At 62.9% G+C, this 14624-nt stretch carries 17 protein-coding genes and 1 pseudogene; 17 read left to right on the forward strand and 1 reads right to left on the reverse strand.

What is annotated here, in order from left to right; translation table 11 throughout:
- The first annotated feature begins 191 nt into the window (after nucleotides 1-191).
- The 10 genes from HHL27_RS13710 (at nucleotide 192) to HHL27_RS13755 (ending at nucleotide 6075) form a co-directional block, all read left to right on the forward strand.
- Complete coding sequence (locus tag HHL27_RS13710; protein ID WP_169494018.1) at nucleotides 192-581, forward strand: hypothetical protein; 390 nt, start codon at nucleotides 192-194, stop codon at nucleotides 579-581.
- Nucleotides 582-583: 2 nt separating this feature from the next.
- Nucleotides 584-910 (forward strand): hypothetical protein, encoded by a 327-nt coding sequence (locus HHL27_RS13715; protein WP_169494017.1) that lies wholly within the window; start codon nucleotides 584-586, stop codon nucleotides 908-910.
- Nucleotides 907-1158: a hypothetical protein gene (locus HHL27_RS13720; RefSeq protein WP_169494019.1), complete on the forward strand. Its 252-nt coding sequence runs from the start codon at nucleotides 907-909 to the stop codon at nucleotides 1156-1158. The genes HHL27_RS13715 and HHL27_RS13720 overlap by 4 nt, the downstream gene beginning before the upstream one ends.
- A 233-nt stretch (nucleotides 1159-1391) precedes the next feature.
- On the forward strand, nucleotides 1392-1577 hold the full coding sequence (locus tag HHL27_RS13725) for a helix-turn-helix domain-containing protein (RefSeq protein ID WP_169494020.1): 186 nt from the start codon (nucleotides 1392-1394) through the stop codon (nucleotides 1575-1577).
- A 148-nt stretch (nucleotides 1578-1725) separates the two neighbouring features.
- Nucleotides 1726-1932 (forward strand): helix-turn-helix domain-containing protein, encoded by a 207-nt coding sequence (locus HHL27_RS22720; protein WP_169494021.1) that lies wholly within the window; start codon nucleotides 1726-1728, stop codon nucleotides 1930-1932.
- 307 nt (nucleotides 1933-2239) lie between these two features.
- Nucleotides 2240-2428, forward strand: a complete 189-nt coding sequence (locus HHL27_RS13735; protein ID WP_169494022.1) for a helix-turn-helix domain-containing protein — start codon at nucleotides 2240-2242, stop codon at nucleotides 2426-2428.
- Between the two features lie 183 nt (nucleotides 2429-2611).
- Nucleotides 2612-2785: a hypothetical protein gene (locus HHL27_RS13740; RefSeq protein WP_169494023.1), complete on the forward strand. Its 174-nt coding sequence runs from the start codon at nucleotides 2612-2614 to the stop codon at nucleotides 2783-2785.
- Nucleotides 2775-2987: a hypothetical protein gene (locus tag HHL27_RS13745; RefSeq protein WP_169494024.1), complete on the forward strand. Its 213-nt coding sequence runs from the start codon at nucleotides 2775-2777 to the stop codon at nucleotides 2985-2987. The genes HHL27_RS13740 and HHL27_RS13745 overlap by 11 nt, the downstream gene beginning before the upstream one ends.
- Before the next feature lie 223 nt (nucleotides 2988-3210).
- Nucleotides 3211-5124: an AAA family ATPase gene (locus HHL27_RS13750; RefSeq protein ID WP_206069626.1), complete on the forward strand. Its 1914-nt coding sequence runs from the start codon at nucleotides 3211-3213 to the stop codon at nucleotides 5122-5124.
- A 372-nt stretch (nucleotides 5125-5496) separates the two neighbouring features.
- The gene (locus HHL27_RS13755) at nucleotides 5497-6075 is read left to right on the forward strand and encodes a recombinase family protein (RefSeq protein ID WP_169494026.1); all 579 of its coding nucleotides are present in this window, start codon (nucleotides 5497-5499) and stop codon (nucleotides 6073-6075) included.
- A 195-nt stretch (nucleotides 6076-6270) separates the two neighbouring features.
- On the opposite strand, the gene HHL27_RS13760 is transcribed toward HHL27_RS13755, so the two are convergent.
- Nucleotides 6271-6444, reverse strand: coding sequence for a hypothetical protein (locus tag HHL27_RS13760; RefSeq protein ID WP_169494027.1), 174 nt, complete (start codon nucleotides 6442-6444; stop codon nucleotides 6271-6273).
- An 823-nt stretch (nucleotides 6445-7267) separates the two neighbouring features.
- Here HHL27_RS13760 and HHL27_RS13765 point away from each other — a divergent pair.
- The 7 genes and pseudogenes from HHL27_RS13765 to HHL27_RS13790 all read left to right on the forward strand — a co-directional run bounded on the left by HHL27_RS13765 (nucleotide 7268) and on the right by HHL27_RS13790 (nucleotide 14622).
- On the forward strand, nucleotides 7268-7975 hold the full coding sequence (locus tag HHL27_RS13765) for a hypothetical protein (RefSeq protein WP_169494028.1): 708 nt from the start codon (nucleotides 7268-7270) through the stop codon (nucleotides 7973-7975).
- A gap of 100 nt (nucleotides 7976-8075) precedes the next feature.
- Complete coding sequence (locus tag HHL27_RS13770; protein ID WP_169494029.1) at nucleotides 8076-8552, forward strand: hypothetical protein; 477 nt, start codon at nucleotides 8076-8078, stop codon at nucleotides 8550-8552.
- Between the two features lie 9 nt (nucleotides 8553-8561).
- Nucleotides 8562-9467, forward strand: a complete 906-nt coding sequence (locus tag HHL27_RS13775; protein ID WP_169494030.1) for a hypothetical protein — start codon at nucleotides 8562-8564, stop codon at nucleotides 9465-9467.
- 258 nt (nucleotides 9468-9725) lie between these two features.
- A pseudogene (locus HHL27_RS22930) lies at nucleotides 9726-9998 on the forward strand (terminase small subunit-like protein); the annotation flags it as partial.
- Nucleotides 9999-10053: 55 nt separating this feature from the next.
- Complete coding sequence (locus HHL27_RS13780; RefSeq protein ID WP_169494031.1) at nucleotides 10054-11409, forward strand: DNA-packaging protein; 1356 nt, start codon at nucleotides 10054-10056, stop codon at nucleotides 11407-11409.
- Entirely contained in the window at nucleotides 11409-11834 is a 426-nt protein-coding gene (locus HHL27_RS13785) for an HK97-gp10 family putative phage morphogenesis protein (RefSeq protein WP_169494032.1), read from the forward strand. Before HHL27_RS13780 ends, HHL27_RS13785 begins: the two co-directional genes overlap by 1 nt.
- A gap of 13 nt (nucleotides 11835-11847) precedes the next feature.
- Complete coding sequence (locus HHL27_RS13790; protein WP_169494033.1) at nucleotides 11848-14622, forward strand: tape measure protein; 2775 nt, start codon at nucleotides 11848-11850, stop codon at nucleotides 14620-14622.
- Nucleotides 14623-14624: the final 2 nt, after the last annotated feature.

Consider the following 14624-nt stretch of genomic DNA (forward strand, 5'->3'; position numbering starts at 1 on the left):
TCAGGTCACCGGCACCGGATGGGCCGATCTGCGCGACGATGGCTGGCTCGAAGGCGAAATCGCCTACGATAATGGCGACGACACAACCTTCATCGCCAAACCGTGGCCTTTTTCAGCAGCCTGCTAGAGGGCATCGCCTCGCTGATGTTCTACGCGCGCTTCCACGAAGCCCAGCGTGGGGAGGCGTGATCGTGGCCGACCCGATTTCCTTCGACGCCATCGTCAGGGCGCTGACGCCGACCCTCAACCCAGACGCGCCGATCTTGGAAGCCTGGGCACGCAGGGTCGAGGCGCATGCCAAGGCTAGCGCCATCGACGCGAGTGACGAGGCGGCGCAACCGTATTGGGACATCATCACCGAGTGCGACAAGCTTATCCACTCGACCGTCGCCAAGACGCCGAAGGGCGTCGAGGTGCAGGTCTGGACCGCGCTTCACAACAGCTCAGCGTACTTGCGCGATGAGGAAGCGGCCATCATCGCGATGGACCTCGACTATGTGAGCGCCCACGCGAAAGACTTCGACTGGGATGCCATGTCGATGATCGCCGCGCTTCGGTCCCTACGGGCGATGGAGGCATGATCATGGCCAGCCATTCCTTTGCAGCGCTGCCCGTCGACATGCTTGCCGACGCCATCGCCCGCCTGAGCCGCGACGAAATCGAAGCGCTTACCGAACACCTGATCGATCGGCTCGACACGCTGGACGGCGATCCCGACCTTGAGGACGACGATCCGGCCGGCGGCAATCCCGAGGATGTCGGCGAGCACGATTACTCTCGCGGGCTCCCGCGGCCGATATTTGGCGTCGACCAGACGCGCCTTCCGCTCAATGCCAAGAAGGTATGGGAGCGCTGGTGGTTCAACGAGCATGCTGGCGTGGCAGAAATCCGCCCAGGTCTTCGGCCATGATCCGGCTCGCGATCGACCGGCGCCGCGCGCGCCTTGCCCCTTGGCCGGCCAATGACAACCGCGGCGGCGCAATCACGCGAGAGCATCGGCGTCTCGGTATCATGCTCGACTGGTGGGCCGGCGAGCTTGAACGCATCTACGGCAGCCGCCCGCCGATCGGCTGCGATCGAGGCTGGTGGCGCAAGGAGTTCGCAGAGGCGCGCTTTCGTGTCGGCGAATTCAGGGCCCGAATTAAATCTCTCGGCTGAGAACCCAGGACGGGTGTTCACGAAGTTCGAGATTTTTTTCGGGACCTATCTGTCCGACTTCAATCAGGAGATTTCCGCCGATTGCTTCGACCTGCGTCATAGGAAATTCCTGGCCGCCCGATGTCACAAGCCAGGGAGTTTTGCACAGCTGCGCGTACGACTCGCGCATTTCTGCTGGCGTCACTCGCCAGCGTTCACATATGTTCCGGTAATCCGAAGAAGGAGAGTCCACTATGCAAAGTGCCCAATGCCCCGAGCAGCTGGCTTACACTGTCGAGGATGCAGCTCGCGTCTCGACAATTGGCCGTACCCATATCTACGCGCTCATCAATCAGGGCCGTTTGAAAGCGACGAAGGTGGGTAAGCGCACCCTGATCCCAGCTGATAGCCTCAAAGCATTGGTTGCTGGGGAGGTCTAACCGAATCCCCGACCACAGGGGCCGGGGATTCGCGCGACTAACTTGGCGGTTGCATCGCGCGACGTACCTAACCCCGTTCAATGACATTCGCAAATCGCGACCTGCGTGCGTCCGGTGAGGGCGGCGCGGAAGAACAAGGGTTGACGTCATGGATCATGATAATCGAGCTGCGGCAGCGACTGCGGCGGAACCTCTCGCATACAGTATTGCGGAAGCGAGCCGCGTGACCACGCTGTGCAAGTCCCAAATTTACAACCTCATCCGCGCTGGAAAGCTTGAAGCCCGCAAGCTTGGCCGGCGCACCCTGATCCCCGCGCGAAGCCTTCGCGCGCTGATCGAAGGGGAGGGCTTGTGATGGCCCAGCTTAATCGCGTTTCCGACCTGGCCCAACACCTGGACCGGCTTGCAGGTGAGCTGAGCTGCGCGGGCGATCTCGACGGCACATCCGCAGCCTACTTTCAAAGCCGGTTGCTGCCGGTCTTGGCTGCCCTCGCTGACGTGGTGAAGGCAGCTCGAGTGGCGCTTGCACCGGCACTGCAAGAGGAAGCGTACCGCAGCGACGGGCGATCTGGAGGCCCGAGTCCGACGTCATGACGGCGGTAAAGATGCGCGCGTCAGCGCCGCACAGACCGGTTTCCAGAAACGTCAATGGAAGTCGCGTGATGACAATTGCAGGCAATCCAGAACCGCTAACTTACAGCATTGCTGATGTTGTTCGGGCAACGTCGCTCAGCCGGGCTCGGATCTATCAGCTGCTTTCGGCAGACAAGCTGCGCTCCGTGAAAATCGGGCGGCGCACGCTGGTCGATGCCCAAAGCCTCCGCGACCTCCTGCAGCGGGGGTGCGACTAATGGCGAGGAGGAAAAAGGAAACCCCGCCGGGGATGGGCGGGGTCTCACTGAACACTGGTGACGACCGGTTCGAGCGCCGAGATACCTTAGAAGCGCTGCGGGCGCAAATCCTTATCGTGAAGGCTGGCGTGAGGCCGGAGCTTGCCGCGACGCTGGCTGGCTTTGCGTTTGGTGGGGGTGCGCATGGATAACTGCGACACCGACTGGAAAGCCCGTCTTCAGCGCTACGACGACAAGCCGAATATCCACCAGCGGCACGCCGCGCGGGAGTTTGGACCGGTGCCCGAAGGCGGCGCGCGGGTCATCAGCTTCGCCAAACACGCTGCACTCAAGCAGGGAGGCGCAGATGTCGCCTGAGGATTTCGCCTATCGGCGCACATACCGGCTGCCGCGCGGTTACCAGGTCGAGTTCGTCTGGCACGCCGGAACGTTCTCGGCGCAGTGGGACCCAGCGTTGCCGCTCCGTAGGCTCGGGCTCAAGCTTTTTCCCCACTACCAGCGCGCTCGCGATGACTTCATTGCGTCGCTCGACTTGCCGATCGTGGTAGTGGATCTGTGATGGGCACGCTCCGCATGTACCAGGGCCAGCGGTACTGGGTCGCAGCCACCTCGACATATCGGCGGCCGGATGGCTCGCTCGCGGTCATGCTTCGCTGGGCTTCGCACTGCGCCTCCTGCGGCGCCGTGTTCGATTTCACTGCGCCAGCGACGGCGGCGAAGTTTGAGCCTAACCGCCGATGCCAGAAGCACAAGCGGCCCGGGCGCCGGGTGGGTGGCGTGTGATGCATCCGCAAGCGCTGGGCCCGATGATGGGCAAGGTTGCCGAGGCTCTTCTCGGGACGCCGAACGAGCGCCTTTCGAGGCCGCGGGACGGGGTTCTCCGCTTCGGCTCTCATGGATCGATGGAAGTGAGCATCCGCGATGGCTGGTTTGCTGATCACGAATCCGATGTGCGCGGAGGCGTGCTCGACCTGATCAAGCACAAGGGCGGGGCCGCCAACGATGCAGCCGCGTTCCGGTGGCTTGAAGAGCGAGGGATCAAGGAGGCCGCTCCTCTGGAAGGGCGGCAGCAGCAAGCGTCGAGATTCTACGATTATCGCGATGAAACCGGGCAAACTGTGTTTCGTGTCGAGCGCAAGCAGCGCGGGCAGGAGAAGACATTCCTTCAGCATGGGCCAGATGGGGCTGGAGGCTTTCATTGCAAGCCAGGGTGCATGCAAGGTGTGCGGCGGGTTCTCTATCGGCTCCCGGAACTGGCCGCCGCCGATCCTTCGGAGATCGTGTACTACTGTGAGGGCGAGAGAGACGCCGACCGTCTGGCGCGCGACGGACTCGTCGCCACTACCCATCCCGGCGGCGCCGGAAAATTCGACCCTGTATCACATTGCATCGCCGAACACCTCGCCGGCCGGCGTGTGGTCATCCTTCAGGATAACGACGAAGCAGGGGCTAAGCATGCAGCAGCGGGCCTGAAAAAGCTCAGCGCCGTTGCAGAGCGGGCGATTTCCCTCCTGCTTCCCGGACTTCCACCAAAGGGTGACGTGTCCGACTGGTTGGCCGCTGGAGGGTCGGCATTCGAGCTTCAGCAAAAGGCTGAGGCGGCTTTCGCCGATGCTGATGCACCAGCGGAATTGCTGCAGACGCTCGACCTCGCCGACCTGTCGACCCGGCAGCCGGTGCCAAAGAGCTTCGCGATCGAGCGGCTCGCGCCGCTGGCCGAGGTGACGCTGTTCACGGGCCCGGGCAGCGCCGGCAAGAGCTTGCTGGGACAGCAGATGGCCACGTGCGCCGCTGCCGGCCTGCCATGTCTTCGGCTCGCTGTGGAGCCCGGGCCAGCGCTCTACCTCACCTGCGAGGACGACGCCGAGCAGCTGCACTGGCGCCAGGCGCATCTCTGCGATGCTCTCGGCGTGCCCATGGCCAGCCTCGCCGGGAAGCTCCATCTCGTGAGCCTGCGCGGCGCGCTCGACAACGAGCTGGGCACTTTCACGCCCGACGGTCGGATGCACCTCGCTCCTGCCTATCATCGGCTCGTGGCGACGCTCCAATCGATCGGCGCCCGGCTCGCGTTCCTCGACAATGTCGCCCACCTCTTTGCCGGCAACGAGAATGACCGCGGCGACGTCACTCGCTTCGTTAGCTTGCTCAATAGGCTCGCCAGCGACACCGGCGCCGCGATCATCCTGCTAGGCCACCCGAACAAGAGCGGCGACGACTACAGCGGCTCGACTGCCTGGCTCAACGCTGTGCGATCGCAATTCAACATCGAGCACGACGTCGAGACCGATATCCGCAAGCTCAAGATCGGGAAGGCCAACTATGCGCAGAAGGGTGACGCCTTCCGGTTCATGTGGCGTGACTGGGCTTTCGTGCACGAGGACGACCTGCCCGCCGATACCGCGCGGCAGATGCGCGAGACCGTACTCGCCAACGCCGACAACAAGCTCTTCCTCACCTGCCTTGCCGAGCGCAACAAGCAGCGCCGCCATGTCAGCGAGAAGCCCACTGCCCAGAATTTCGCACCTAAAGTTTTCGAGGCGATGCCGGAGAGCAAGGGCATCGGACGAAAGCGGCTCACTGATGCGATGGATCGCCTCTTCCGGATTGAGGCTATCGAGCGCGGCTTTCTCTGGCGGGACACCGGCGAAGGGAGGGACATTCATGGCCTCCGCGAGACTTCCGATAAACCTTCGTGATTTCCGAAAACCTCTCCGAAAACCTCCCGAAAACACCTTCCGAAAGCCTCCGGAAACCCGCAGGAATGAACCGCAAACACCCCCCTATATATAATATATACCGGGCGCGGCCTTCCGGGCCGCCCCGCTCGATATCAAGAGGGGCACAACCGGGGGTGGGAAAGCGCCTCGAAACCTCCCGCCCTTTCCATCCCGGCCAGTACGTGCGCATGCGCGCGAGAGCAGAACGGTGGCCGTGCCGACCCCTACATCAAAAGGGCAACGTTTTGAGGGAGGCCGCAAAGTATCCCTTTGCATCCCTCAAAAGATAAGTTGACGAATATGTGATAGTCACTCATAACTGCGAGGTATCTTTTGATGGGAAAGCGTCAGATGAGCCGCATCGCCTATTTCCGGGTCTCGACCTCCGACCAGAGCATCGAAGCGCAGCGTTCAGCTATGGCTGGCACCTTCGATCGTGAATTTAAGGATGAGGGCATCAGCGGTGCCACGCTGGCAGCAAATCGCCCGGGCTTCGCCGCGTTGCTTGAGTACGTTCGCGAGGGCGATACGGTGTGCGTCTACGCCGTCGACCGCTTAGGCCGCGACGCCCTCGATGTGCAGGCCACCGTGCGGCGGCTGCTGAATCGTGGCGTGACGGTTGATATCCATGGTCTCGGCCCGATTGGCAGAGGTGTTGGCGAGCTGGTGCTTGCTGTCTTGGCGCAGGTCGCGGACATGGAGCGGCAGCGCATCGCCGAGCGCACCGCCGCCGGGCGTGAGGCTGCAAAGGCGTCCCTCGCTGCAACCGGCAAAACGCATCGTGGCAAGGCCAGCCTCGGCCGCCCCAAGGTCAAGGATGCGAGTGAGGTGGCGGCCTGGCGCAAGCAGAACGGCGCCAGCATCGCGGCGACAGCGGCGCACTTCGGCATCTCGACGGCAAGCGTGTCGCGATACTGTGCTGGCGGGTGATTGATCTTGGATGAATATCCGGGCCCTCACGAAAGCGAGAGCCCGGACGTTCATGGGGGAGGTCGACCGGAGCTCTGCCCAGGAGTGCCGGTCGAAGCCTTAGATACGGCGCCATAGTTTCTGCTGGGCTAAGTCGGGTGTACGTAATCCTCGGTACCTGATGCGCCAATCGGCCGCCTCCACGTCGACGCTTTGTCAGCCAAAGTCCGAATAGGGCTCAACCGCCGCCTTCGCCATGCGATCGGCATCCCAGTAGGCGGCATGGAAAAGCTTGTGCGCCCGAGCCCTTACGCGAGGGTCCGGGTGCAAAAGCCGCGCCTCGGCAAAGCGCTCTTGGCGAGCACGGCGAAGTATAGGGGGAAGTTGCATGCGAGGTCTCCTGAGTTACCCGGCGCGAACTGCGCCAAGGTAGTAATCTCAGGATAGGATGATCAGCTCGCCGACGCCCGATAAGTGCAGGCACACAACGCAGGCCAGGTGCATCCCTCAACCGGCATGATCGGCGCATCAGACGGTGCGAAAGTCCGCCCAATGAGGCCAGTCACAGCCCTGCATGGCCCGTAGATCGGTCCTGTGTTGATCGCCTCAGCTCCGCCCCCCTCAGGAATCTCGGCGAGGCAGTTTCGCACATACTCGCGGTGGATCTCGATAATTTCGGCTTCGGACCGGTTGTGCACGGCGCTCCTCCTGGTGGCTGAGGGGCAATAGACCTCGATTTGCCAGCGCGATCAAACGCCTAGTCCGCTGATGCGGCAAGCGGACGGCGGTAACTGGACCCTACTCGCTCCGTCACCCCTGTCGCATGCCCGGTTACCGCAGCGATGGCAGGCCACACGACACAGGCCGCATGAAACCCCGACGCCCTTGCCCCAAGGATTTCCGCGAAACCTACATCAGCATGGGTTGGGACGGGATCGAAGAGCACTACCATGCGAGCTCGCGGATCATCGCGCGCTGGATCGAGGAATGTGGCCGTGATGAGCTACGCGCTGAACGTGCCGACTATGTGAATCGCATTGGGCCTCGACGACTGCACGCGGTCGATGACAGGTGCAGCGCGGATCGCGTCAGGGCTGCTTGACCTATGGCAAGCCCCGCCCGTCGTTGATACCCTCCCGACATGCCACTGCCAGCGTACGCTCCTCCGCCCTGCCAGCAACGCCACTTAACTGGAGATCAATGCGATGACCTGGTGCAGTGGGTTTCGGTGGATGCATCGCTCCGTAGCGCTGAGGCTGCCGAGCGGGCGAACTATATAGGGGCGGCCGGCGCGGTCGTCTCTCTGGTAGCGATGTATGCGGCTTGGCGGGCCTTCCGCGAGGCGCGCCGGGCATCGAATGCAGCGGAGAAACAGGCAGAGGAAGCGGTGAAATCGTCGGCTGCCGCTATTCAAGGCGTTGAGGACGCTCGGAGATTTGCGCGCCAGCAATGGGAGGCCCAGGCCGCGGACTCGCGCTCGAGCCTCCTGCTGACCAAAGCCCACCTGACTATCAAACGTGATGCGATCGCTGTCGAACTGACGATGCGAGCAGAAGGGGCGCAGGAAATCTCCGATTTGCAGGTGGATATCGTGCCAGTGTTCGACGAGGGCAGCCCCGGCTCCGTGCTTAAGTCAGTCCCACCATTCCCCGAACGCGGCGGGGAAGGACTAATGATCAAGGGCAACAGCGAGATCGTATTTACGGCCATCGAAGACATAGATGGTCCGAAAGTCCATGCTCTCTTGAGCGATCGTTGGCACCAGGCGGTCATGCACATTCGAGTTCGCTGGCGCGATGCAATGGGATTCCTCATCGAGGAACTTTTCATGGGCCATGGGCCAGTACAGGCACAATCACTTTCGACGAATTTGGCCACATCGTTCAACAAGAAACACGTGAAGTTTATCGGCGTGCTCTGACGGCGGTAACTCGCAACACAAACCCGACGCAATCTCCCTCGCATCCGGCGCGCTCGCCGGTCTCCGCGCGAAAGCCCGGACCCACGAAGGAGCACTCAGCATGGCGTATCTTGACACCCACGGCCGCCACACCCCCGCACATATCGCGCTCGACGCGTCTGGCCGTATCAAGGCCGGCTTCCGCGCCGTCGGTGACGTCCTCGCTGATGGCGAGCGGGTTTCCTATGACGTCACGATGATGGATGCCGCCCCCGCTGGCGCAATCACGATGCACGACGAAGGCACCCGGCCCTTCGTGTCACCGGCAGCCCAGCGCCAGGCGGAAATCACCGCCGACGCCGCACGCACCACCGAAGCGCGCCGGATCATCAACGACCAGCTTGTCCGAGAGAGCATGTCGGCGACGATCGCCGAGCGCGCGACCGGCAATAGCCTTGCCCGTGATGCCGTTACGGCAATCCGGGATGCGCGAACCGCTCCAATGGCCGGCTTTCCGGCACCCGTGGACAGCGCTCGCATCTCGACGGCCGACAACTCGGCGACCGTCGCCGCAATCCGCGCAGCCCGCTACCTCTGAGGTTCTGACATGGCAAAGCCCTTTCACCAGCGCCTTGCAACGGCGCTGTCGAGCGACGACTCGCGACTTTCGGACATTGAGGCGCTGATTGCAGAAGCCGAGGCGGAGCGCACACGGCAGGCCGGCATTGTCGCGCAAGCAGCTAGCGACTCGGTCAACTTCTCGCTGTCGATAGAGGACCGTGACGATGCCGCAGCGAGGGGCGAGCGTGCACGGCGAGAGGCCACGGCGTTGGGCAACGCTCTTGATCAGCTCCGCGCCAAGCGCACCGCGAAGGAAGCTTCTGAAGGTCGACTGGCTGCTGTAGAGCTTCGGGAGCGGCTGATTTCGGAACGTGACGAGATTGCTGCGCGGTTGCGCCGGGAATGGCCGGAAATCGAAACCGCTATCGTCACGCTTTTGTCGGCGGTCACCGAAAACGAAGCCGCGATGCGCGCCGCTTCAATTTTCGAAGACAACGCAGAGGCCGTAGCGCGTGGCTGTCCGGGTAACTTTGCCCGCGGCGCGCTCCACATTCGCCAGCTCACCAAGCTAGCGCTGCCGTCGTTCACCGATGAGCGAGAACTTGCATGGCCGGTGCCAGTCAAATCGAAGGGGCCACACTGGACTGAGCAGGCGCGACAGAGCCGGATTGATCAACTCGCGGCGGCCCGCACACGCGCTGCAGCAGCCGAAGCGCCATGGGCTGAGTATGACCTGAGCTCGGGAACCTGTGACCGGATCACCGAGGTGTCGTGCCGAGCCTCTCGTGGAGGCGGCGACACCGTCCTCACCATGCACCCGGTCGATCCCTCAGGCTTCTATCGCAACCCAGTGCATCGTTGTTGGCTGCGGCCTGCCGATGTCGCTCGCGCACGCCGCCTTGGAATGGTGGTCAAGCCCGTCGTGGCTGAGGCAGCGGAGGACGTGGCGTGAAGTGGAAGCTTACTCCATGCCCTCTGGCAACCAATCGCGGGAACGGACGGACAAAGCGGCGCTCGTTCCCAATGCTGCCTCGCCAGCGGAACCGGGAGCGCGCTTTTGTCGAGCACGAAAAGCGCGAGCGCGTGAAATGATTTTAGATCTCCGGTGTGGCCCTTCACGTCTTCAGGCCTTCGACCTCCGGAGCGCGGGGCGGGTGAGAATCACCTCCCTTGCCCGCCCCGCATGCTTTCCCAGCGAACGAGTGAGACAATGGCGGCAAGCTATGGCGAAGACACGATCGACGAGCTGCTACGGCGGCTCGCACAAGGCGAAAGCCTTCGAGCGATTTGCGCGGACGATCACATGCCAAATCGAGACACTGTCCGGGTATGGTCGCGCTCTGATGACGACTTGGCGCAGCGCATCCGCGAGGCCCGGGAAGATGGCTTCGCTGATCTCGCCGAGCGCGCACTCGAGGAAGCACGAAGTTGCGAGGACCCCATCAAAGGGCGGCTCTCGTTCGATGCAACCCGCTGGTACCTCGGAAAGCTCAGCGCAGCTTTCGCCGAGCGCCCGCCTGCAATTGGGGCACTGGTGAATGTCGACGCTGGAGACGCCTTCACAGCTATCGCCGGAGCTCTTCAAGAAGCTATCGCCGCCCGAGCGAGCTTGGCTACAAAGACGAGCGCAGTGGTTGACTGTAGCCCGCCCAGACCAGCTGACGCCCCCCGGCAATTGGCCGATCTGGCTGGCTCTGGCGGGCAGAGGCTGGGGGAAAACGAGGGTCGGGGCTGAGGACGTTGCGTCTTATGGCTGCGAAAACGCGGGAGTACGCATCGCGGTTGTCGCGCCGACATTCGCCGACGCGCGCGATACGTGCATCGAAGGCGAATCTGGCCTCCTCGCGGTTCTGCCGAAAATATGCATCTACACCTGGAACCGCTCGATTGGCGAGCTGACCCTTTTTAACGGTACGCGCTACAAGCTCTTCAGTGCCGAGGAACCCGAGCGCCTTCGCGGCCCTCAGCATCATCGCGCATGGGCCGACGAGGTCGCTGCTTGGCCTAATCCGGAGACTTGGGACCAGCTCTCGTTCACATTGCGACTTGGAAGCAACCCGCAGGTCGTTGCGACCACCACGCCTAAGCCCAACCCGCTGATCAAACGCATTGCGAAAACGCCAGGTGCGATGATCACGCGCGGCAACACCTTCGAAAACGCCGAAAATCTCGCTGAGAATGCCTTGGCATTCTACCGCCAGCGATACGAGGGCACGCGCCTCGGCCGGCAAGAGCTCTATGCAGAAATGCTCGAGGATGTGCAGGGGGCGCTGTGGACCGCCGACATGATCGACGCCACACGCATGAAGGCTCCGCCCTCCGAGCTTGAGCGAATTGTTATCGCTGTGGATCCTTCGGGAACAAGCGGTAACGGAAAGCGGACTTCAAAGTCGTCGAAGCGCAAGGGCAGCGGCCTCGAGGCTTTGCGCAACGAAGGCAGAGGTGACGACGTCGGGATTGTTGCGGCCGGCAAGGGGCGCGACGGTCGCTTCTACGTTCTCGAAGATGGCAGCTGCAATCTGAGCCCAGAAGGCTGGGCGCGAAAAGTCTTGTCAGTTTACGAGCGTTGGGACGCGGACCGCATCGTCGCTGAACGCAATTTCGGCGGCGCGATGGTCGAGGCAGTCCTTCGCACTGCGGACAAGAACTTGCCGATACGCATGGTGACGGCGTCACGGGGCAAGGTTGCCCGCGCCGAGCCTGTCGCCGCCCTATACGAACAGGGCAAGGTTTCGCATTGCGGCGCCTTCAACGATCTTGAAGACCAGATGTGCTCAATGACCGGCGCCGGATATGTGGGCGAAGGCTCTCCCGATCGCGCTGATGCGCTGGTGTGGGCGCTGTCTGACCTCAGCAGCCAGGCTGGCTTCTACGACATCTCGGTGTTGGGCTAATGGTCGTCGTCCGCAACCGCGACAAGCTACTGCGCAAGCACAGGCTGCTGAAGGAAGACAAGTTCTTCCGCGCCGTGAATGCCGGCGTGTTTGAAGCTGCCGACATGGCGCGCGCCGAGGCGTTCCGTTCGATCAGCTCCGGGTCGGCGTCGGGCCGAAAGACCAAAAAACATGCTCACACGCCCTCTGCGCCAGGCGATCCGCCCAACCGCGACACAGGGGTGCTGCAGGCAAACATCGAGATCACTAATCCCAAGCCATTTGTGGCCGAAGTGAGCTCGAATGCGCCTTACTCAGCAGCGCTCGAGTTTGGCACGTCGAAGATGGAGGCCCGGCCGTTCATGCGCCCCGCACGCGACAAAACCCGAGAGCCGGCGCTCGCCAGGCTCATTCGCAAGCTAAACGTCCTCGTGCGGACGCTCTGACAGGAGACACGCGATGTCCAACAACATCGACCCGGTCATTTTTGAGTTTCAAGCGAAGGTCAACGGCTACCTCTCCGACGTAAAGCGCGCGACGAGCGTGCTCGATCAGCAGATGGGCGTGCAGGAGGCCCGCATCCGCAAGATGGAGACTGAATTCCGTCGGTCGAGCGGGGCGATCGGCAGTCACCTCAAGACGATTACTGCAGGTCTCGCTGGCGCGTTCACCGCTCAAGGCGCGAAGCAGTTGATCGACGACTTCACCCGGCTGCAAAATCAGCTGCGGGTGGCCGGCTTGGAGGGCCAGAACTTCGAGACGGTGCAGGCGCGGCTCCTCGCGCTCGGCACGAAATACGGCGCGTCGGTCAACTCGCTCGCCGAACTCTACGGCAAGTCGGCGCAATCTCAGCGCGAACTCGGCGCGTCACAGGAGCAGCTTCTCAAATTGACGGAAGCGACCAGCCAGGCGCTGCTGATCACCGGGACGAGCACACAGGCCGCATCGGGCGCGATCCTTGGCCTCGGGCAGGCTCTGGCCTCCGGGACTGTCCATGCCGAAGAGTACAACCAGATGCTTGAGGGGGGCTTGCAGCCGCTCCTCACGGCGGCAGCGGCAAGTGACCGCTGGGGCGGCAGTCTCGGCAAGCTTCGGCAAGACGTCACCAAGGGGCGCGTTTCGAGCCAAGAGCTGTTTCAGGCCATGCTCGACGGCTCGAAGCAGTTGGACACCCAGGCGTCCAAGGCCGTGCTTACCCTGTCCGGATCCTTCACCGCTCTCAATAACCAGCTAACCGTCTATGTCGGCAGTGCAGCGAGCTCGCAGGGCGTAACCGGCGCGCTGTCGTCCGGCATTCAGGCGCTCGCGCAAAACCTCGACACGGTCATTCCGCTTTTGGCAACGATCGCGACTTACCTCGGCGTGCGCTGGGTTGCAGGCGCCGCAGCGGCAGCAACGTCGACCACGGCCCTCTCAACCGCGACGTTTGCCCTACAGGCCCGCATGGCCGGCGCGGCGACCACCGCTGAGGCGCTGAGCTTTGCGCTCAACGGGCTGAAACTCAGCATCGTTGCTGTGGGCGTCGTCGCACTCGTCGCGGGCATCACAGCCCTGACGTCCTATACTCGCGGCGCAGAGACGGCGACCGGCTCCTACGCCAAGACGCAGGACGAGGCCGCGAAGATAACGGAGAGTGCGGCCTCGGCCGCAGACAAGCTCGCAACTGCGCACGGCAAGGCCCGGCAGGAAGCTCTCGCGCTGGCACGCGCCGAGGCCGAGAACATCAAGCAGAAATTGGCGAGTGCGCGAGCATCGGTGACGTTGGCACAAGCCGAGCTGGCACGAGCCCGATCCTACCAAGCGGCGCAGGATACTGCAGCGGCAAGCGCTGGTGGCACGGTACCTGGCGGAACAGCCGGCATCATGCGCATGACCGGAGCGCGGGCCGTGAACACTGCACAGACCAACCTCTCGGCGGCCTCTGGCACTGTGAAGTCGCTTGAGGCCTCTCTCGCCCGCATCGAAGGTGCCATCAAAGGCGGTGCGGCGCCGGCTGTCGCTGCTGTTTCGCCAACCAAGACGAAGCGCATTAGGAGCGGCGCCTCAGGGCCATCCGCAGCGGAGACGGAACAGCGTTACGGGGAAGAACTGGCCCGGATCCGACAAGAGGAAATTCGCGCCCAGATTGACCTCACCACCGACGCTGGGAAACGGGAGGCACTGGCCAAGCAGTTGCTTGAAGCCGAGTATGCTGAGCGGGTCGCGCAGATCGAAAACGACAAGAGCTTCACGGCGGCACAGAAGAGGGCCCAGATTGCAGCTCTGCAGAGCCTCTACGGCACGCCGGGGACAGTCGATGGTCAAGGCCGCATCGTGGCCGAGGGCCGTCCGGGCCTGCTTGCTCAGCAGATCAACCGTGCAACGGAGCAGGAGCGCGCGCGGGTCTCTGAAAATCAGCTGCGGCTGCAGATCGATGCTCTCCAGGCTGAATCGGACGCGACGGTCAATCGGAAGAAGCGGGCAGAGATCGAGCAGCGCATTCTCGAGACCCAGCAGCAAATCGAGCGCAACCGGCTCGAGGAGCAAATTGCCTCGGGTGAGATCAGTGACGCGACGCGAGCCCGTGCTGACCTGGCGTCCAAGCAGGGCGCTGATCAAACCACCAGCAGCCGGCAGAATGGGTCACCGCTCGAAGCCTATCTGCAGGGGCTCAAAAGCGATGCCGAGAATATCAACGACCGGGTCGAATCGCTGGTCGTCGACGAGCTCAACAGCGTGCGTGACGGCATACACAACGCGATTTCCAAATCGCTCGGCATCAAGGATCCTATCCTTGGCGGCCTGATCGACATGCTTATCGAGCAAGTCATCCTGAAGCCTATTGCTGAGGCGTTGTCGAAGTCGGGCGATGGTGGTGGCGGCGGCATTGGCGGGCTCATCGCATCGGTCGGCTCGGCTATCTTCGGCCGAGCCTCCGGTGGGTCGGTCACGGGCGGCAGGATGTACCGCGTGAACGAGGGAGCCAGCGCTGGTCGCGTGGAAGGTTTCATCCCGCAAGGGTCTGGCACCATCGTCCCGCTCGGACGAATGAACCAGATGGTGGGTGGAGGCGGATCGCAGCGCGTGTTCCACATCAACGTGGATGCCCGCAATTCGGTTACGCCTGAGGGCTTCGCGCGCGATCTCTCGGGCATGATCCTGCGTCAAGCCGCCGCAATGGACGCGCAGGCCTCGGTCAGCACGCTGCGCGCCGTGCCAGGCCGGTTCGACCAGTACGGGCGAGACGGTTACTGAAG

The organism is Novosphingobium olei (genome assembly GCF_012927405.1).
Classification (GTDB): Bacteria; Pseudomonadota; Alphaproteobacteria; order Sphingomonadales; family Sphingomonadaceae; genus Novosphingobium; species Novosphingobium olei.